The following is an 18,940-nucleotide window of genomic DNA, read 5'->3' on the forward strand; positions in this document are numbered from 1 at the left end:
GTCTACCTCATTCGTAGCGGAGGGCGTCGATCGGGCGCAGGCGGGCGGCACGGGCGGCGGGCAGACCACCGAAGAACAGCCCGATCAGTACGGACACGCCCAGGGCGAGCACGACCGAGCTGGGTACGATCACCGGCTGCACCCCGACGATCGAGAAGCGGCTGCCGATCACCGCGGCGGCCACGCCCAGCCCACCGCCGATGACACTGAGCAGGGTGGCCTCGATCAGGAACTGGGAGAGGATCACCCGCCGGGGCGCGCCCAGGGCTTTGCGGATGCCGATCTCCCGGGTCCGTTCGGTGACCGTGACCAGCATGATGTTGGTGATGCCGATGCCGCCGACGAGCAGGCTGATCGCGGCCACCGCGCCGAGCAGGGTGGTGAACGTGTCGGCGGTCTCGGTCTGCGTCTCCAGCAGCTGGGAGGCGTTCTGCACCCGGTACGCGTCGGAGTCCAGTCGCCGGTCGAGGATCGTGCTGATCTCGGACTGGACGGTGTCGACCATCGACGGGTCGGCCGCCTCGACCAGGATCGAGCTGAGCGAGCCGTATCCGGCGAGCACCTGCCGGACCGCGCCGATCGGGGCGACCGCGGTGTCGTTGGAATCCTGGAACCCGGACGAGCTCTTCTCCGCCAGCACCCCGGTCACGGTGAACAGCGCGCCGCCGACGGTGACCTGCCGGCCGACCGGGTCGACGCCGGAGAACAGCTCCTCGGCCACGGTCTGCCCGATCACCACCACCCGGCGGGCCTGCGCCTCGTCGTCGGCGGTGAAGATCGCGCCGGTGGCGACCGGGAAGTTGGAGGCGGCGAACCAGCTGGGTGTGGTGCCGACGAACGAGCTGATCTCGTGCTCGGCGCCCTCGTAGGTGAGGGTGGCCGAGGTGCTGACCACCGGGGAGACCGACCGCACGTCCGGCGCGACCGCGGGGTCGTCGAGGGACTCGGCGATCCGCATGGTGAGGCCGCCGCTGCCGCGGCTGGTGCTCATCACGGTCAGCGTGTTGGTGCCGAGCGCCTCGATCCGGGAGGCGATCGACTTGGCGGAGCCGTTGCCGACCGCGACCAGCAGGATGACGGCGGCGACACCGATCAGGATGCCGAGCATGGTGAGGATCGAGCGCAGTTTGTTCGCCGCGATCCCCCGCAGAGCAAATCTCAAAATCTCCGCAGAATTCACCCTAAACCCCCGCCGCTGCGTGTCGTCCGGACGGCTCCTGCCGGGAGTCGCAGGTGACCCGGCCGTCGAAGAGCTTGATCAGGCGGCCGGCCCGGGCAGCCACCTCGTCCTCGTGCGTGATCAGCACGATGGTGCGGCCGGCCGCGTTCAGGTCGTCGAACACGGCGAGCACCTCCTCGGTGGCGTGACTGTCCAGGTTGCCGGTCGGCTCGTCGGCCAGTAGCAGCGCCGGTTCGGTGACCAGCGCGCGAGCCACCGCGACCCGCTGCTGCTGGCCGCCGGAGAGCCGGCTCGGCTCGTGCTCGGCCCGGTCCGCGAGACCGACCAGATCCAGCGAGAACATCGCCCGGCGGCGCCGTTCGGCGGCCTTCATCCCGGAGTACGCGAGAGGCAGCTCCACGTTGGCCACGGCACTGGTCCGCGGGATCAGGTTGAACGCCTGGAAGACGAACCCGATCAGCCGGTTCCGGGCCAGGGCCAGCTGGGCGTCGCTGAGCGAGCCGACGTCCACCCCGTCCAGCAGGTAGGTGCCCGTGGTGGGGACGTCCAGGCAGCCCAGGATGTTCATCAACGTCGACTTGCCGGAGCCGGACGAACCCATCACCGCCACGTACTCGCCCCGCTCGACCGCCAGGCTGACATCGTCGAGGGCACGGATCTCGGTGTCGCCCTCGCCGTAGATCTTGGTGATCTCCCGTACGTCCAGGACCGGCCGGCTCATCAGCGCCCGCCGTTCCCGCCACCACCCGGGGGCGCGCCGCCACCACCGGGGAAGCCGTTGCCGCCACCGCGCATGTCGGTGGTGGTCGTGGTCGTCGTCGTGCTGGTCGGCACCACCACCCGCTCACCGGAGGCCAGGCCCGAGGTGATCTGCGCGGCGTCGTCGCCCTCCAAGCCCACCTGCACCTGGCGGACCTCCTGCCGGCCGGCGCTGTCCAGGACGGTCACGCTGTGCCGGTTGCCGATCGTGGTGACGGCTGCCGAGTTGACCATGACGGCGTTCTCCACGCTGCCGGTGACCACCGAGACGGTCACCGTCTGGCCCGGTTTGGCGCCGTCCGGCGGGTTCGGCAGGCTTACCGTCACGCCGTACGTCACGACACTGTTCTCGCTGGTCGCGGTCGGGTCGACGGCCACCACGGTGCCTGTCGTCTCGGCGTTCTGCAGAGCGTTCCAGACGATCGTCGCGCTCTGCCCCTCCTTGAGCTCGGTGGCGTCCGCCTCGGAGAACGCCGCGGTGATCTGGAGTTTGGTGAGATCCGCGAGATCAACGAATCCGCCGGTGCCGCCGGTGCCCTGCGACGAGCCGCCGAGACTCCCGTTGACCGCCACCACGGTGCCGGCCATCGGCGCGGTCAGCCGGGTCCCGGCCACCGACGCCTCCGCCTCGTCCACGGCCAGTTCGGCCTCGGTGACCGCATTCGACGCGTTGTCGGTGTCGGTGCCCGCGTCCTCGGCCCGCTCCAGCGCGTCCTGCGCCGCGTCCAGGTTGGCCTGAGCCAGCTCCAGGTCACGTTTGGCGTCGGTGGCGTCCACCCGGGCCAGCAGGGCGCCCGAAGTGACCGTCTGGCCGACCTTCACGCCGATCGCGGTGACCGTACCGGACGTGGTGAACGTGGCGGTGGCGGTCGCGGCGCTGGCCACCGCCCCGTCCGCGGACACGGTACGGGTGACGGTGCCCTGGGTGGCGGTGACCGTCCGGGAGCCGGACGCGCTGGCCCGGGTCGTCTCCGAGGTGTCCCGCAGCAGGGCCCAGCCCCAGAAACCGGCACCGACGATCAGGAGGGCCAGCAGGGCGTTCACGGCCGTGCTGGGACGACGCAGCGCATTCACACCGTCATCATGCCTTCCGGCCGGTTCGTGGCGTGCTGTCTTCCAGCAATCACCCTCGGCCACCCTCGCCCACCCTCGCCATCAACAACCCGGTCGCTACCAGGAACGCACCACCTGGTCGCCCTGCTCCAGTCCGCCGGTTATCTCGGTGTATCGGTCCCCGCGGAGCCCGACTGCCACAACGCGTTCCTCCGACCGGTTGGCCGCCCGCACCAGCACGGTGCCCGATCCGCCGGACACGTCGTGCACCGCCGTCGACGGCACCCGTAGCGCGTCGGCCACCTCACCGGTGCGCACCTGTACCTGGGCGCTCTGCCCGACGAGCAGGTCGGACGGCGAATCGGCGAAGCTGAGCAGCACGCCGTAGCGGACCAGGGTGCCGTCCGAGGTGCCGGCCGGATCGACCTGGACCACCTCGGCCTGGTACGTGTCGTCGGAGTCGGCCAGGCTCACCGTCGCGCCCTGCCCGGCGGTCAGGGCTCCCGCATCGGCCTCCGGGAAGTCGGCGCGGACCTGCATCGTGTACGTGTCGGCCAGGCTGACGAAGGTCGACCCGGTCCGAACCTGGTCGCCGACCTTGCCCTCGACGGCGACCACGGTCCCGGCGATCGGGGCGGTGATGACCGTGCCGTCCAGGGCCCGCTGCGCCGTCTCGACCGCGCGCTCGGCTCGGTTGACCTGCTGTTCCGCGGTGAGCACCTGGTCGCTGCCGGTGTCCGGGTAGCCGTGGGTCGCGCACGGGGTGGCCGCCCGCCCCCGGATCGCCGGCTCCGCGCTCGGCGCCGGCTCCACGGCCATCGGCTCGATGACGGGCAGCTGGATCTCCGGCACCGCCGCCGGCTCCACCGTCTTTCCGGGCCGGGCGCAGGCGGTGGCGCTCGCGGTGGCCCGGGCGGCGACGGTCCGGGAGTCACTGAGCCGGTCGCGGGCCTCGGCGAGAGCGGTCCGGGCGTCGGCGAGAGCGTCGGCGGCGTCCGTGGTGTCCAGTGCGGCGAGCTTCTGGCCCTTGCTGACCTTGTTGCCCGCCCGGACGTGCACCGAGGCCACGGTTCCGGACAGGGCGAAGGTCAGGCTCCGGGTGGTGGCCGGTTCGACGGTGCCGATCGTCGCCACGTCCAGAGTGACCGCGCCGCGGTCGGCGACCGCCACCACGATCGCCGCCGGTTGGTCGACGCCGTCCCGGTTGAGGGCCCCGATCACGCCTCCGACGACGGCCCCGCTGACGACGATCGCGGCACCGGTCCACCGCATACGCCGCTTACTCGCGCTTTGCCCCGTTTCATTGCTCACGAACGTGATTGTTACTGTTCATGCCGGGTCGGCGGCCGAAATCTGCAAGACCTGTGGGGCTCAGGAGGCCCGGGTGAGCTGCCGGGAGATGGTCTCCATCGTCTCGCTGATCTCGTGGGCCCGTGCGTGCAGGTCGTGGAGCACGTCGACGGTGGCCGGGTCACGGTGGGCGCGGTCCTCGAGCTCGGCACAGAGCGCGGCGAACCGGTTGGCGCCGAGCGTCGCCGAGGACGCCTTCAGACCGTGCGCGAGGCGGGCCAGGTTGCGGGTGTCGCCGGTGGCCGCGGCCCGGTCCATGCGTTCCAGCAGACCGGGCAGGCGGTCGGCGAAGTTGTGCAGGATCTCGGCTAGCCGGCGGCGGTCCGCCGGATCGGCGTCCGGGCCGGCGATCACGTCGACACAGGCACGGATCATCGCGGGTTCGCCGTCGTCCGGTCCGGGCAGCGGCCCGGCACCGGCCAGCCGGACATCGGCGTACGCGGCCGCCGTCGCCAGCACCACGTCGAGGTCCCCGGCGTCCACCGGGCGGGCCAGGATCCCGTCCGCACCGGCGGTGACGAAGTCGTCCTTCTCCTCGGAGTCCGGGCAGATCGCGATGATCCGCGGCACACCGTGCACCGGCGGGTCGGCGTGGATCAGCCGGACCGCCGTCGGCCCGTCCAGCACGAGCAGCCCGCAGCCGAGCAGGACCAGGTCGTACCGGTCGCGCAGGACCGCCTCGACCGCGGCCTCCCCGTCGGCGACGGTGACCACCCGGTGGCCGCGGCGTTCCAGCAGGCGCCTGGTCAGCCGCTGATCCACCGGGTCGTCCTCGGCCACCAGCACCAGCAGCTGCTGTTTGCGGCCGATGACCGGCGACCGCCCGAACCGGTCCGGCTGGTGCGCCTCGCCCAGCAGCACGGTGACGGTGACCGTGGTCCCCTGCCCGGGCCGGTCCTCCACGGTGACGCCGCCGCCCATCGACGCGGCGAGACAGCGGGCCAGCCGGCCACCCGGATCCGGCCGATGTTCCGCCGGCACACCCAGTCCGGTGTCCCGGACCGAGAAGTGGACCTCCACGCCGTCCGACCGGGAGTGAGCGGAGACGCTCACCGTGACCGACCCGTGCTCCGTCGACTCGACCGCCTGCCGCAACAGGGCGGTCAGGATCCGGCGGACCCGCGCGTCGTCGCCGCGGACCCGTTCCGGACAGCCGGTACCCAGGTGCGCGGCCAGGTGCAGGCCCTTCGCCGCGGCCGCGTCGGCCACCGGATCCATGGCCCGGCGCACACAGTCGCGCAGCGAGAACGGGCGGCGCTCCAGCGGCAGGTCACCCGTCTCGATGCGGGCCAGGTCCAGCAGGTCGTCGACGACGGTGAGCAGCGTGGCCCCGCTGTCGTGGACCGTCGTGACGAGTTCGCGCTGCCTGTCGTCGAGGCCGGTCTCCAGGAGCAGCCTCGTCATCCCGGTCAGCGCGGTCATCGGCGCACGGACCTCGTGGCTCATCGCGTCCAGGAACGCCGCGCCCGCCGTGGTCGCCGCGTTCGCCTCGTCGCGCGCCTCGGCCAGCTCGGCCATCGACTCGTTGAAGACGGTGGTCATCTCGGCGAGTTCGCGGGGGCCGTCGACGACGGCGGGATGGGTCAGATCACCGGCCCGGGCGCGGCGGGTGGCGGCGGCCATCCGGTCGGCGGCCGCGGTGAAGTGGCGTTCCAGCCGCCGGCCCACGATCAGGACCAGCACCGACATCAGGACCGCGACCCAGACGATCATCCAGCGGCTGTTGCGGGCGACCGCGCCACTGTCCCCGATCCGGCGGTCCAACCGGGTCTGCTCGTGGTCCAGCATCTCGTCGGCGGCGGCCCGGAGGACGCTGAGGTCGGCGGCCGGGTCGATCCGCTGGAGCAGTTCCCGGTGGACCGGGTCGGCACCGGCCAGGCGGCCCAGCTCGTCGATCTGGAAACGGACGGCATCCGCGGGCGCCGGGGTACGCAGCGCGATGATCCGGTCCATGATCTCGCCGGACCGCTGCAACTCGGCGTGGGCGTCCAGGCTCTCGCTGTTGCGGAGGAACCCGGTGGCCGCCACCACGGCGACCGCGGTCAGCGTCAGTGACATCGCCACGCGCACCAGGCGCCTGACGCTCCAGATCCGGTCCCCGACCTCCGGCACGGCCCTTACTGTAGGGAGTGATCAACGCCGCCGGGGACGATTTGGGGTGAGGGTGACTTCGGTTCTCGTGGTCGACGACGATCCGACCCTGCTGCGCATCATCGAAACCGTTCTCACGTCGGCCGGCCTGGAGGTGTCCACGCGCAACACCGCCCAGGCCGCCCTCCGTGCCGCCCACGCCCACCGGCCGGACTGCGCGGTGCTCGCCACCGGCCGGGACATGACCGCCTCCGACCTCTGCCACGCGCTGCGCTCGGCCGAGGACACCGCCGACGTCCCGATCCTGCTGATCACCGAGCGGGGCCGCTGGCTGGAGGCGGCCGCCGCCTTCGACGCGGGTGCCGACGACTACCTGTCGAGACCGTTCACCGCCCAGGACCTCGTCCGTCGGGTCGAGGCCCTGGCCCGGTGAGCCGCTACACCGACTTCTGGTAGGCCCGGAAGGTCCGGGTGGACAGGAACACCATCGCGGCCGCCAGCAGGGCCAGCCATCCGCAGCGGCTCGCGACGACGGCCCAGTCCGGGTCGGCGCTCATCGCCGCCCGGGACGCTTCGAGCGCCCAGTTCACCGGGTTGGCGGCGGCGATCGTCCGCATCCAGGACGGCATCAGCGCCTCGGACATGAACGCCGACGACAGGAACGTCAACGGCAACAGCAGCAGCGTGTTGATGCCGATGATGGTCTCCCGCTGCCGGACCAGCATCCCGATCGTGTTCGACAGCGCGCTGAACACGGTGCCCAGCAGCAGCGCCGACGCCAGCAGCACGGTCAGTCCGGCCGGCCCGCCCGGGTAGTCGGCCCCGGCCAGCAGGCCCAGCAGCATGATCGCCAGCACCTGCACGGCGGTGCTGATCGCCTGTTCGACGACCGCCGCGTTCATGATCGCGGACCGCGACACCGGGGTGGTGAGCAGCCGGTTCAGGGTGCCGCGTTCGATCTCCTCGAGCACACCCATGCCGGCCCACATGTTCGACGACACCGCGGTCATCACCACCACACCGGGCACGATGTAGTCGAGGTAGTTCGCCGCCCCGAAGCCCGGCAGCTCGACCACCCGACGGAACAGATTGCCGAACAGGAACAGCCAGATGGCCGGCTGAACCAGCAGGATCACCACGAACGCCGGCTGCTTGACCAGCACTTTCAGCCGCCGACCGGTCATCCACCAGGTGTGCAGGACAAGGGTGCTCACGCTGCGAACCTCCGTCCCGCGTGCCGCAGATACACGTCGTCCAAGGACGGCCGGGCCACGGTCACGGTCGCTACGCCGATGCCGGCCGACTCCAGTGCGGCCAGGGCCGCCGGAACAGCCGCGGCGCCGTCGTCGGCTCGCGCACTCAGCCGCCGTCCGTCGAAGGCGACCTCCCGCAAGCCGGTCACCAGCTCGATCACCTGCCGCGCCGTCGGCTCATCGGGCGGTTGCCGCAATTCCAGATGTACGGCGTCCCCGCGCAGTTCCTCCTTGAGGTGGGCGGGCGTCCCGTGGGCGACGACACGTCCACCGTCGACGATCGCCAGCCGACCGGCCAGCCGGTCCGCCTCGTCCAGGTAGTGGGTGGTGAGCAGGATCGCCATCGACTCGTCGGCGGCGAGGCGCCCGATCTCGGCCCACATGGCGGCCCGCCCCTCGGGGTCGAGCCCGGTGGTCGGCTCGTCCAGGAACAGCACCCCGGGGCGGTGCACGAGCGCCAGCGCCACGTCCAGGCGCCGTTGCATGCCGCCGGACCAGCCGCGCACGATCCGGCCGGCGGCACCGGTCAGGTCGAAGCGCTCGAGGAGTTCGTCGACTCGGCGACGGAGGGCGGGTCCCCGTACCCCGAAGATCCGCCCTTGAAGGGTGAGGTTGTCCCGGCCGCTCGCCATCGGGTCGAGCGCGGACCTCTGGGCGACCACGCCGATCTCGCGGCGGACCCGCTCCGGATGCCGCAGCACGTCGTGGCCGGCGACCGAGGCGGTACCGGAGTCGGGCCGGGCCAGGGTGGTCAGGATCTTGACGGTGGTGGACTTGCCGGCACCGTTCGGCCCGAGCAGACCGAACACCTCGCCGGCCCTTACGTCGAGGCTCAACCCGTCGAGGGCCCGCACGCCGCCGGGATAGGACTTGCGCAGATCGTCAGCCGTCACGGCATGACTCATGGTGATCACTCCTGATCTCCACGGGCCGTGTCCGGATATCCTGGATGCTGCTACACGCCTCGGATGCCCGGACCGTTCCCGCGGTCGGTGGTGAGGTGGCGGCCCCGTCCGGTGTTCCCGCACCGGCCGGGGCCCGTTTCAATCCGGCCCCATCAGCTCGCTGAGGTCGGGCAGTACGCCGGTCTCGTGGAACCGGCGCCACGCGCCGAGCCCCGGGACCGACCCGTCGTGCAGTTCCCGGTCGAGGCCGGCCAGCCAGACCTGCTCGGCCTCACGCATGGCCAACGCGTACTCCGCCTCGATGAGGAAGAGCCGCGGCACCTCCCGCCGGGTGGCGGCGAGTGCGGCCCGGGCCGCCTGGTTCTCCGCGGTGAGCGCCGCCAGCCGTCGGCGGATCAGCTCGATCATCTCGTCCGGCGGGAGCACTCCGGCGACCGACAGGGCCGACCGTAACCGGGGGTACTCCGGCTCCGGCTGCCCGATCAGCTCGCGCAGCCAGTCGGTCATCTCGTGCCGGCCGGCCTCGGTCAGCCGATACACCGTGCGCTCGGGCCGACGGCCTTCCCGGACCGTCTCCGCCGCTTCGATGAACCCGTGCTTCTCCAGATTTCGCACGACCGTGTAGAGCGAGCCCCACTGGATCTTGATGTCCTGATCCTTGCCGAAGGCCCGCAACTGAGCGGCGATCTCATACGGATGCATCGGCTGCAGGGTCAGCGTGGCCAGAATGTGCAACCCGAGCAGGTTGCCCACCTTGCGACGCTTTCCCATCGCCGCCCCTCCCGATTCGAACTCGCCGCCGATTACTCGCCCACGAGTATTAACCATACGAGCAAGTCGACTCAACCGCCCGCCATTCGCGAACACTGATCGCAAACTAGCGTAACAGCCGACCGCCGCGCAGGCCGGCCTCGTCGGGGGCATTCATGTCGATCAACGACCGGGAACCGGCCATCGCTGCGGCCGGGGCCGGAACCGCCGTCGTCCGCGCCCGCTACGGCTCGCCGCTGGAACGGTTCGGCGAGGACGGGGACGATTTCGCGACCATCGCCGACATCGAGGCGGAGCAGGCGATCCTCGCCCTCCTCGCGGGACGCGCGACCCGGCGATCAGGTGCTCGGTGAGGAGAGCGGGCGCACCGGCGACGGCGACCGGGTATGGCTCGTCGACCCGCTGTGCGGCACCCTCAACCACGCCGTCGACAACATGCCGGCCTCGGTGAACGCCGCCTTGCGGGTGGACGACAGGGTGACCGTGGCGGCGTCCGACGCCGGTAGCCGAGTCAGTCGGTCAGGAGCAGGACGTGCAGGTGGCGGGGGCCGTGCACGCCTTCGACCCGGTTGAGTTCGATGTCGCTGGTCGCGGACGGCCCGCTGATCCAGGTCAGCGGCCGGGTCGGATCGAGGCGGGCGATCGCGTCCGGCACCGAGGCGACCACCTGCGCCGGCCGCAGCACGATCACGTGCACGTCCGGGAGCAGGGTGATGATCCGCCGCCCCTGGTCGGGTGAGGCGTCCAGCACGATCGTTCCGGTCTCGGCGACGGCCACCGCCGCGGCGGTCAGCACGGCGTCGGCGGCGGCGATCCGGTCCGGCGGCAGGTTCTCGTCGGCGAAGGCACCCTCCGGGCGCCACTCTTCCGGCAGACCAGGGGGTACGAGGACCGCGCCGCCTGCCCCGACCAGCCCGGACACGGTCGCGGCCACCTCGGCCGAGGTCACCCGGTAGACCTCGGCCTTGTAGTCCACGAGCCGGTCGACGAGCATCTCGAGGTCGACCCGATTCGTTCCGGCCGGTCGGTAGTCGCGGGGCGCCTCCGGCACCACGGGAGCGTCGCGAAGCGCGGCCCGCACCCGCCCGAGAATGAGGTCCCGCGAGCTCATCGCCCGTCCTCCCGTTCAGAACGCGTGCCATCCGGCGCCTCAGACCGGTCCCCGGAACCCGCAGACGGGCCGCCGGAAGCCGCAGCGGCGCCGCCGGAAGAGCCGGACGGGCCACCGGAAGAGCCGGACGCACGCGTGGCGGCGGGGGCATCCGTTCGCTGGGCCCACCAGTCGCGGAACGTCTGTTTCGGGAATTCCGGCAGATCACGACCGGCGGTCCATCCCGACAGCGGCGGCGGCAGCCCTCGTCCACGCCGGCCGGCGATCCGGGCCATCTTGGCGGCACGCTGCGCGGACGCGTACCACCGCGGGCTGTCCATGATCCGCGCGGCGGCCGCCATGGCCGCCTTCTCGACCGCCGCATGGGGTACCTGGTTGCGCAGATGCACGAGCAGCGACGGAATGTCGATCTTGACCGGGCAGGCGTCGAAGCAGGCTCCGCAGAGCGACGACGCGAACGGCAGTGAGGCGTTGTCGGCGACCCCGGTCAGCTGCGGCGACAGCACCGCCCCGATCGGTCCCGGATAGACCGAGCCGTACGAGTGCCCACCGGTCCGCTCATAGACCGGGCACACGTTGAGACAGGCCGAGCAGCGGATGCAGTGCAGCGCCGACCGCCCCACGGTGTCGGCGAGGACCGCGCTGCGCCCGTTGTCGAGCAGCACGAGATGGAAGTTCTGCGGCCCGTCCCCGGGCGTGACCCCGGTCCACATGGTCGTGTACGGGTTCATCCGCTCCCCGGTGGACGCCCGGGGCAGCAGTTGCAGGAAGACCTCCAGGTCACGCCAGGACGGCAGGACCTTCTCGATGCCCATCACGGTGATCAGGGTGTCCGGCAGGGTCAGGCACATCCGCCCGTTGCCCTCGGATTCGACGACCCCGAGTGTGCCGGTCTCGGCGATCGCGAAGTTGGCCCCGGACACGGCCACCCTCGTCGACAGGAACGTCTCCCGCAGGTAGCGCCGGGCGGCCGCGGCCAGGACCGGCGGGTCGTCGGTCAGCGCCGGATCCACCCCGGGCATGGCCCGCAGGAAGATCTCCCGGATCTCCGACCGGTTCCGGTGGATGGCCGGGACCAGGATGTGGCTGGGTTTGTCGTCGCCGAGCTGCACGATCAGTTCCGCGAGGTCGGTCTCGACCGGGGTGATCCCGGCCGCCTCCAGGGCCTCGTTGAGGCCGATCTCCTGGGTGGCCATCGACTTGACCTTGATGACCCGGTCCGAGCCGGTCGCCTTCACCAGTTCGGTGACGATGGTGTTGGCCTCGTTTGCGTCGGCCGCCCAGTGCACCACGCCACCGACGGCGACGACGCGTTCCTCCAGCTGTTCGAGGAGTTCCGGAAGGCGGGACATCACGTCGGTCTTGATCCCCGAGCCGGCGTCACGCAGCAGCTGCCAGTCGGGCAGCTCGGCGATCACCCGGCCGGACTTGCCACGGATGGTCGTGGTGGCGTGCCGCAGGTTGCGCCGCAGCTGCGAGTTCTGCAGAGCGTCCCGGGCCGCCCGGGGGAAGGTCTGGTCACCGCGCAGATGACCGACCCCGCGCGGCGCCGTGGCCGGCATTCCCAAGAAGGTCGTCATGCGTACTCCGTCGAGGCCAGGATCTCGGCGAGATGAACCGTCCGCACCCCGGTCTTCAGCCGGGACAGTCCACCGCCGATGTGCATCAGGCAGGACGTGTCGCCGGCGGTGCAGACGTCGGCGCCGGTGGACACGATGTTGGTCATCTTGTCGGCGAGCATCGCGGTGGACGTCTCCGCGTTCTTGATCGAGAACGTGCCACCGAACCCGCAGCACTGCTCGGCGGCGGGCAGTTCGACCAGGTCGAGCCCGCGCACCTGACGCAGCAGGCGCAGCGGCTTGTCACCGACCCGGGTCATCCGCAGGCTGTGACAGGTCGGGTGGTAGGTGACCCGGTGCGGGTAGTACGCCCCCACGTCCTCGATCTTCAGCACGTCGATGAGCAACTCGGACAGCTCGTAGGTGCGGGCCGCCACCGATTCGCTGCGGGCGGCCAGCCCGGCCTCGCCGTAGGCGGACGCGACCATACTGTGCTGGTGCCGGATCGACCCGGCGCACGACCCGGACGGAACAACGATGACGTCGTAGCGGTCGAAGGTCGTCGCGTACCGTTTGACCAGGGGTAATGCTTCCTTCTGGTATCCGGTGTTGATGTGCATCTGCCCGCAGCAGGTCTGCTCGGGCGGGAACACCACCTCGTGCCCGAGCCGTTCGAGCAGCCGCACCGTGGCCTTGGCCGCCTCCGGGAAGAGGGTGTCGGCCAGACAGGTGGCGAAGAACGCGATCCGCACGGTCACCTCCCCACTCGTGCGGCCGCGGCGTCCCAGGCGGCCGGTGTTCCGCCCGGTTCGTAGCGCACGATCTGTTGAGTCTCGCGCACCAGCGCCCGCATCGCATCCAGTCCACCCTCGACCACTCCGGCCGCGCGGGCCTGGACGAGCAGGTTGCCGATGGCGGTGGCCTCGACCGGCCCGGCCAGCACCGGCAGTCCGCAGGCGTCCGCGGTCAACTGGCAGAGCAACTCGTTCAGCGCTCCCCCGCCGACCAGATGCACCACACCGACCTGCCGATCGGCGAGCTCCCGGGCCTGGCGCACCGCGCGCCGTTGCGCGAGCGCCAGGCTGTCCAGGATGCAGCGCACGATCGTCGCGCGGCTCGCGTCGTCGGGCAGCCCGGCCAGTTTCCGCAGCCGGCCCGCCATGTCACCGGGCGGCAGGAACACCGGGTCGTCCAGGTCGACGACGTGTGCCAGGCCGGGTTCGGCGGCCGCCGCGGCCAGCAGTTCCGGCAGATCCGGTGAACCCCATTCGCGCACGCACTCCTGCAGCGGCCACAAGCCCATGACGTTGCGCAGGTAGCGGATCGTGCCGTCGACGCCGCCCTCGTTGGTGAAGTTCGCCGCGCGCGACTCCTCGCTGAGCACCGGTTCGTCGAGTTCCAGGCCGACCAGCGACCAGGTGCCGCACGAGATGTAGGCGAAATCGTCACCCTCGGCCGGGACGGCGACGACCGCGCTGGCCGTGTCGTGCGACCCGACCGCGATCACCGGCGTGCCCTCGAAGTCGCCGATCCGGTCGCCCGGGTGCCGCACCGGCGGCAACAGCCTGGCCCGCAACCCCAGTTCGGAGATCAACGGCAAGGACCATTCGCGGGTACGGACATCGAGCAGCCCGGTCGTCGAGGCGTTGGTGTACTCCGCCCCGATCTGCCCGGTCAGCCAGTAGGCGAGCAGGTCGGGGATCATCAGGAGCCGGTCGGCCGCCGCGTACTGTGCCGTCGGCTCCGCCGCGAGCAGCTGATACACCGTGTTGAACGGCAGCTTCTGCAGCCCGCAGACACCGTAGAGGTCCTTGACCCGGTCGGCGATCCCGTCGGTGCGCGAGTCCCGGTAGTGCACCGGGTTGCCGAGCAGCGCCCCGTCGACGTCGATCAGCCCGTAGTCGACGGCCCACGAGTCGATGCCGATGCTGCGGACCGGCCCGGCTTTGGCGAGTCCGTCGAGCACCCCCCGGTACAGCGACAGGATGTCCCAATGCAGGGTGCCGCCGACCCGCACCGGCTCGTTCGGGAACCGGTGCACGACCTCCAGGTCCAGGGTGCCGTCGTGGAAGCGGCCGACCACGACGCGCCCGCTGGACGCGCCCAGATCGACAGCGGCGAACGCGTCGCTCATCGCAGGAACGCCGCGGCGACACCCGCGTCGACGGGGACGTGCAGGCCGGTCGTGTGGGTCAGGTCGCCACCGGTGATCGCGAAGACCGCGTTCGCGATGTGCTCCGGCAGGACCTCCCGCTTGAGCAGGGTGCGCTGCGCGTAGAACTCGCCCAGCTTCTCCTCCGGCACCCCGTAGACGGCCGCCCGGTCGGCGCCCCATCCCCCGGCGAAGATGCCGGATCCCCGTACCACTCCGTCGGGGTTGATGCCGTTGACCCGGATGCCGTGCGGGCCGAGCTCGGCGGCCAGCAGACGGACCTGGTGGGCCTGGTCGGCCTTGGCGGCGCCGTAGGCGACGTTGTTCGGTCCCGCGAAGATCGAGTTCTTGCTGGAGATGTAGATGATGTCGCCGCCCAGACCCTGCGCGATCAGCACCCGCGCGGTCTCCCGCGACACCAGGAACGAGCCCTTGGCCATCACGTCGTGCTGCAGATCCCAGTCCCGGGCGGTGGTGTCCAGCAGCGACTTCGACAGCGACAGGCCGGCGTTGTTGACGACCAGATCGATACCACCGAAAGCCAACACCCCCTGCCGTACGGCGGCAGCCACCGCGTCCTCGTCGGTGACGTCGAGGCTCACCGCCACGGCCACGTCGGCGCCGCCGATCTCCGCCGCCACGTTCGCGGCCGCCTCGGTGTCCCGATCGCTGACCACCACGCACGCGCCCTCGGCGGCCAGCCGCAGCGCGATCGCCCGGCCGATGCCGGAACCGGCGCCGGTGACCAGGGCGATCCGGGTCGCGAGCGGCTTCGGCTTGGGCATCCGCTGCAGCTTCGCCTCCTCCAGCGCCCAGTACTCGATGCGGAACTTCTCCGACTCGTCGATCGGCGCGTATCGGGAGATCGCCTCCGCGCCGCGCATCACGTTTATCGCGTTCACATAGAACTCGCCGGCCACCCGGGCGGTCTGCTTGTTCGCTCCGAACGAGAACATGCCCACGCCCGGGACCAGCACGATCGCCGGGTCGGCACCCCGGATCGCCGGGCTGTCCGCGGTGGCGTGCCGCTCGTAGTAGCCGCGGTAGTCCGCCCGGTACGCCTCGTGCAGCTCCTTGAGCCGGGCGATCACCTCGTCCAGCGGGGCGTCCGGTGCGGTGTCCAGAACCAGCGGCTTCACCTTGGTGCGCAGGAAGTGGTCCGGGCAGGAGGTGCCGAGGGCGCCCAGCTCGCCGACCCGCTCACTGCCGGCGAACTCCAGCACCACATCACTGTCGTTGTAGTGCCCGACCTGGGGACGGTCGGTGGAGGCCAGCCCCCGGACCACCGGGAAGAGCGCGGCCGCACGCTCGTGTCGCGCGGTCTCCTCCAACGCGGCGACCGTCCGCGCCCCGAACGGCTCGCTGCGCCCGTGCTCGGCGATGTACGCCGCCGCCGTGTTGATGATCTCGTTGGAGTTGGCCTCGCACTCGTCGCTGGTCGCGCCCCACGCGGTGATCCCGTGCCCACCCAGGATGACGCCGATCGCCTGCGGGTTCGCCCGGTACGCGGCGGCGATGTCCAGGCCCAGCTGGAAGCCCGGCCGCCGCCAGTCCACCCACAGCACCCGGTCGCCGAAGATCTCCTTGGTCAACGCCGGCCCGTCGGCGGCCGTGGCGATCGCGATGCCGGCGTCCGGATGCAGGTGGTCCACGTGCGGCGCGTCCACCAGCCCGTGCATCGCGGTGTCGATGCTCGGCGCCGCGCCCCCGCGCCCGTGCAGGCAGTAGTCGAAGGCGGCGACCATCTCGTCCTCGCGCTCCACCCCCGGGTAGACCCCGGTCAGCGCCCGCAGCCGGTCCAGCCGGAGCACGGCCAGCCCTTTCTCGGTGAGGGTGCCGAGGTCGCCGCCGGAGCCCTTCACCCACACCAGGTCGACGGCGTCCCCGGTCACCGGGTCGATGTCGGCCCCCTTGGCGGACGTGTTCCCGCCGGCGTAGTTGGTGGTCCGCGGATCCGCACCGAGGCGGTTCGAGCGGGCGAGGAGCTCGGAGACTGCGGGGTTGGTCATCGGTGATCCGCTCTTCTTCGTCGTGTTCGGCGTCAGATCGTGAAACGTTTCAGAGTTACCGGTAGATTACGCACGCCCGCCAACCCGGGTCAAGGCCATCTCCGCCCTCTTCCCACCCCACCCCCCGACGCCCGAGGCCCGACGCCCGAGGCCCGACGCCCGACGCCCGACGCCCGACGCCCGACGCCCGACGCCCGACGCCCGACCAGAGCCTGACAGCCGGCACCCCGATCCCCCCACTCAACCGAATATCCGGCAGCCAGGCCCTGAAATCAGCAGGCAGGTGGGCAGCCGGGCAGGTGGGCAGCCGGGCGGTAAGGTAACTGGGCAGGTGGGCAGCCGGGCGGTAAGGCAACCGATTAGCCCGGGCAGGGCCGCCGAGATCAAATCCCGGCCGGCTCCCAGGGTTGTCCGACGGCGCCGGGATCAGCGCTGCCGATCAGCCCGATCGGATCAGGTCTGTCCGGCGATGCCCGAACAGACCCGAGCACCGCCGGACACGCAACGATCAAGGTCGAGTCCAGCTGGTCCTCAGGGCTGCTCCGGACACCCTGGGACAGCCCTGACACCCAGCCGACACAAGATCCGAAACCTGGGGCCGCCTGAAGCGCGCCGACCCGCTGATACGACCGCCGGCCGAAAAAGGGAACGCAAAAGCGCCCGGCACGTGGCCGGCCGGTGGCGGTGGGTCATTCGGTCAGGTGCGCTCGGAGCCGGGCGCTGACCAGCTCGTCGAGCCAGATCAGGTCGGTGGCGCTGCCGGATCTGATCACCGGGTCGCGGAGCAGGTCGGTGACCCGCCGCGGTAGTTCGGGGTCGAGGCCGGCGAGCAGTGCGGCCGCGTCGGCGACACCGTAGAAGCCGGGTACCAGCAGGGCACGGAGCGTGTCCCGGACCGCGGTGGCGTCCTCCGCGGTGACGGTGCCGTCGGAGGCGGCGAGCACCGTGGCGGCCGCGAGGATCTGCGTCTGTCGTCCGTCGTGGGTCCGCAGGGAGTCCCCGATGAGCCAGGTCCGGGCGGCGGGAACGGCGGGCAACAGATCGGCTCCGGGATCCAGCAGCGGCGGCCGAGGGCTCAGCGGCATCCGGGGGCTCAGCGGCGGCCGAGGGCTCAGCGGCGGCTGGGGGCTCAGCGGCAGCAGCCGGGCAGGGGCCATCGGTTGCGCCAGAACGCCACCGGTTTCGCCCGTCCGGAACGCGCCGGCCAGTGCCTCCAGCAGCATTCGCGGGTCGCCGGTGAGACGCCGGACGGCGGCGGCCGCGGCGAGGTCACCGTCGGCGGCCAGGCTCCACAGGTGCGGCTGCATCCGCGGATCGGCGTGCCCGATCCGGGCCAGGGCCCCGGCGGCGACGGATCCGAGGTCCGGGAGAAGATCGATCAGATCTGGTACGGCCTCCGCCGCCTCAGGTCCCCAGACACCGAGCAGGTCCACCAGTGCGTCATTGCCGCGCAGGTGGCGGCGCACGGCGGCCAGCACCTCGGCGGTGCAGGGGATCCACCGCAGCTCACCGGCCCGCGGGCGTGGATCGAGCTCGACCCAGCGCGGGTCGCCGAGCCACCGAAGCGTCTCGACGGCCTTGCGCCGCCGACGGACATCCGAGGGGCCACCACCCGAAGCGACGGGACGATCCGGGCCGAGAGAGCCGGACGCGGCCGAAACGACAGAACCGGACGCGGCCGAAACGGCAGAGCCGGATGTGTCAGGCACGACAGAACCGGACGCGGCCGAAACGGCAGAGCCGGATGTGTCGGGGACGGCGGAACCGGGTGCGGCCGAGACGGCAGAACCGGACGCGGCCGAGACGGCAGAACCGGACGCGGCCGAGACGGCAGAACCGGATATGTCCGGGACGGCGGAGCCGGTGGCGATGGCGGCTAGCCATTCCCGGAACGGGGTGGCGGCTGCCCGGCCGCAGGAGCGCAGTGTCTCCAGCAACTCGTCGCGGACGGCCTGGTCCGGGTCGTCGCGCAGGCCGGAGAGCAGCGCGACCAGCCGGGTGCCGGACCGGAGGCCGCGGGACCGTTCGGCGACGGCGAAGGCGGCGGCCTGCCGGGTGGCCGGGACCGGACTGCGAACCAGGGCGGCCACCAGGTCACCGGCGGCGGTCGGGGTGGCGGTCAGCACGATTTCGTCGACGGGTTCGCGGGTCACCCAGGCGTAGTCCGGTTCGACGCCGTCGTCGATGGCGTCCGTGACCGCGTCCGCTCCCCCGATCGGGAGCATCCCGCCGGCGCGGATCACGGCGAGCCCGGCCGCGTAGCGTTCGGCGGCCGGACCGTCGTGGGGGAAGCGCGCGGAGGCACCCTCCGGATCGAGTTCGCCGAGTGCGAGCAGGAGCGATGGCCGTACATCCTCGAGTTTGAATCTGTCGTGCAGGGCGGTGACCGGACCGCCGGCCCGGGCCACGACGTAGGCCGCCGCCGCTCGGACCCGTGGGTCCGGGTCGTCGAGGGGCGGCGACGGAAGCGCCGCAACCGCCGCGCGGGCGTCCGGGAGCAGGTCGCCGTAGGCGTGCCGGTCGTCGGCGATCATGCCGACCAGCCAGAGGATGTCAGCTCGCCGGGCCGAGGCGGTCCGGGCGGCCGCAGCGAGGATCGGCACGGCCGCGACGGTGGCCCGCCGAGAGCGCCCCCTGCGGGAAGATCGCGTCCCAGATCTCGTCGAGGTTCGCGCCCGGGTCGTCCAGCAGCCCGGCGAGCTCATCGTCGATCATGGACGCACCCTAATCATCCGGCGACCGGGAGG

Annotated in this window: 16 protein-coding genes and 1 pseudogene; 2 read left to right on the forward strand and 15 right to left on the reverse strand. The window is 71.6% G+C overall.

What is annotated here, in order from left to right; all coding sequences use genetic code 11:
• Window positions 1-7 precede the first annotated feature (7 nt).
• The 5 genes from Q0Z83_RS30560 to Q0Z83_RS30580 all read right to left on the reverse strand — a co-directional run bounded on the left by Q0Z83_RS30560 (window position 8) and on the right by Q0Z83_RS30580 (window position 6,454).
• A complete protein-coding gene (locus tag Q0Z83_RS30560) occupies window positions 8-1,180 on the reverse strand; it encodes an ABC transporter permease (protein ID WP_317786694.1) in 1,173 nt (390 codons plus the stop codon).
• 1 nt (window position 1,181) lies between these two features.
• On the reverse strand, window positions 1,182-1,901 hold the full coding sequence (locus Q0Z83_RS30565) for an ABC transporter ATP-binding protein (RefSeq protein WP_317786695.1): 720 nt from the start codon (window positions 1,899-1,901) through the stop codon (window positions 1,182-1,184).
• Window positions 1,901-3,013 (reverse strand): efflux RND transporter periplasmic adaptor subunit, encoded by a 1,113-nt coding sequence (locus Q0Z83_RS30570; protein WP_317786696.1) that lies wholly within the window; start codon window positions 3,011-3,013, stop codon window positions 1,901-1,903. The genes Q0Z83_RS30565 and Q0Z83_RS30570 overlap by 1 nt, the downstream gene beginning before the upstream one ends.
• Before the next feature lie 96 nt (window positions 3,014-3,109).
• Window positions 3,110-4,264 (reverse strand): efflux RND transporter periplasmic adaptor subunit, encoded by a 1,155-nt coding sequence (locus tag Q0Z83_RS30575; protein ID WP_317786697.1) that lies wholly within the window; start codon window positions 4,262-4,264, stop codon window positions 3,110-3,112.
• Between the two features lie 99 nt (window positions 4,265-4,363).
• Complete coding sequence (locus tag Q0Z83_RS30580; RefSeq protein WP_317786698.1) at window positions 4,364-6,454, reverse strand: ATP-binding response regulator; 2,091 nt, start codon at window positions 6,452-6,454, stop codon at window positions 4,364-4,366.
• Window positions 6,455-6,506: 52 nt separating this feature from the next.
• On the opposite strand from Q0Z83_RS30580, the gene Q0Z83_RS30585 reads away from it, so the two are divergent.
• Window positions 6,507-6,866 (forward strand): response regulator, encoded by a 360-nt coding sequence (locus Q0Z83_RS30585; protein WP_317786699.1) that lies wholly within the window; start codon window positions 6,507-6,509, stop codon window positions 6,864-6,866.
• Window positions 6,867-6,870: 4 nt separating this feature from the next.
• On the opposite strand, the gene Q0Z83_RS30590 is transcribed toward Q0Z83_RS30585, so the two are convergent.
• The 3 genes from Q0Z83_RS30590 to Q0Z83_RS30600 all read right to left on the reverse strand — a co-directional run bounded on the left by Q0Z83_RS30590 (window position 6,871) and on the right by Q0Z83_RS30600 (window position 9,362).
• Window positions 6,871-7,647, reverse strand: a complete 777-nt coding sequence (locus Q0Z83_RS30590; protein ID WP_317786700.1) for an ABC transporter permease — start codon at window positions 7,645-7,647, stop codon at window positions 6,871-6,873.
• Complete coding sequence (locus tag Q0Z83_RS30595; RefSeq protein WP_317786701.1) at window positions 7,644-8,591, reverse strand: ABC transporter ATP-binding protein; 948 nt, start codon at window positions 8,589-8,591, stop codon at window positions 7,644-7,646. The genes Q0Z83_RS30590 and Q0Z83_RS30595 overlap by 4 nt, the downstream gene beginning before the upstream one ends.
• A 138-nt stretch (window positions 8,592-8,729) precedes the next feature.
• The gene (locus tag Q0Z83_RS30600) at window positions 8,730-9,362 is read right to left on the reverse strand and encodes a PadR family transcriptional regulator (RefSeq protein WP_317786702.1); all 633 of its coding nucleotides are present in this window, start codon (window positions 9,360-9,362) and stop codon (window positions 8,730-8,732) included.
• A gap of 155 nt (window positions 9,363-9,517) precedes the next feature.
• Here Q0Z83_RS30600 and Q0Z83_RS30605 point away from each other — a divergent pair.
• Window positions 9,518-9,857 (forward strand): annotated as a pseudogene (locus Q0Z83_RS30605) (inositol monophosphatase family protein); the annotation flags it as partial.
• A 16-nt stretch (window positions 9,858-9,873) separates the two neighbouring features.
• Here the strand turns inward: Q0Z83_RS30605 and Q0Z83_RS30610 are convergent.
• The 7 genes from Q0Z83_RS30610 to Q0Z83_RS30640 all read right to left on the reverse strand — a co-directional run bounded on the left by Q0Z83_RS30610 (window position 9,874) and on the right by Q0Z83_RS30640 (window position 18,908).
• A complete protein-coding gene (locus tag Q0Z83_RS30610; protein ID WP_317786703.1) occupies window positions 9,874-10,473 on the reverse strand; it encodes a LutC/YkgG family protein in 600 nt (199 codons plus the stop codon).
• Window positions 10,470-12,053 carry a lactate utilization protein B gene (locus tag Q0Z83_RS30615; RefSeq protein ID WP_317786704.1) on the reverse strand — a complete coding sequence of 528 codons (1,584 nt, stop codon included), beginning with the start codon at window positions 12,051-12,053 and terminating at the stop codon, window positions 10,470-10,472. The genes Q0Z83_RS30610 and Q0Z83_RS30615 overlap by 4 nt, the downstream gene beginning before the upstream one ends.
• Window positions 12,050-12,784 carry a (Fe-S)-binding protein gene (locus Q0Z83_RS30620; RefSeq protein WP_317786705.1) on the reverse strand — a complete coding sequence of 245 codons (735 nt, stop codon included), beginning with the start codon at window positions 12,782-12,784 and terminating at the stop codon, window positions 12,050-12,052. The genes Q0Z83_RS30615 and Q0Z83_RS30620 overlap by 4 nt, the downstream gene beginning before the upstream one ends.
• 2 nt (window positions 12,785-12,786) lie before the next feature.
• The gene (locus tag Q0Z83_RS30625; RefSeq protein WP_317786706.1) at window positions 12,787-14,166 is read right to left on the reverse strand and encodes a rhamnulokinase; all 1,380 of its coding nucleotides are present in this window, start codon (window positions 14,164-14,166) and stop codon (window positions 12,787-12,789) included.
• The gene (locus tag Q0Z83_RS30630) at window positions 14,163-16,193 is read right to left on the reverse strand and encodes a bifunctional aldolase/short-chain dehydrogenase (protein ID WP_317786707.1); all 2,031 of its coding nucleotides are present in this window, start codon (window positions 16,191-16,193) and stop codon (window positions 14,163-14,165) included. Before Q0Z83_RS30630 ends, Q0Z83_RS30625 begins: the two co-directional genes overlap by 4 nt.
• A gap of 689 nt (window positions 16,194-16,882) precedes the next feature.
• The gene (locus tag Q0Z83_RS30635) at window positions 16,883-18,796 is read right to left on the reverse strand and encodes a hypothetical protein (RefSeq protein WP_317786708.1); all 1,914 of its coding nucleotides are present in this window, start codon (window positions 18,794-18,796) and stop codon (window positions 16,883-16,885) included.
• Window positions 18,747-18,908, reverse strand: coding sequence for a hypothetical protein (locus Q0Z83_RS30640; RefSeq protein ID WP_317786709.1), 162 nt, complete (start codon window positions 18,906-18,908; stop codon window positions 18,747-18,749). Before Q0Z83_RS30640 ends, Q0Z83_RS30635 begins: the two co-directional genes overlap by 50 nt.
• Between the last annotated feature and the right edge of the window lie 32 nt (window positions 18,909-18,940).

The organism is Actinoplanes sichuanensis, assembly GCF_033097365.1.
Classification (GTDB): Bacteria; Actinomycetota; Actinomycetes; order Mycobacteriales; family Micromonosporaceae; genus Actinoplanes; species Actinoplanes sichuanensis.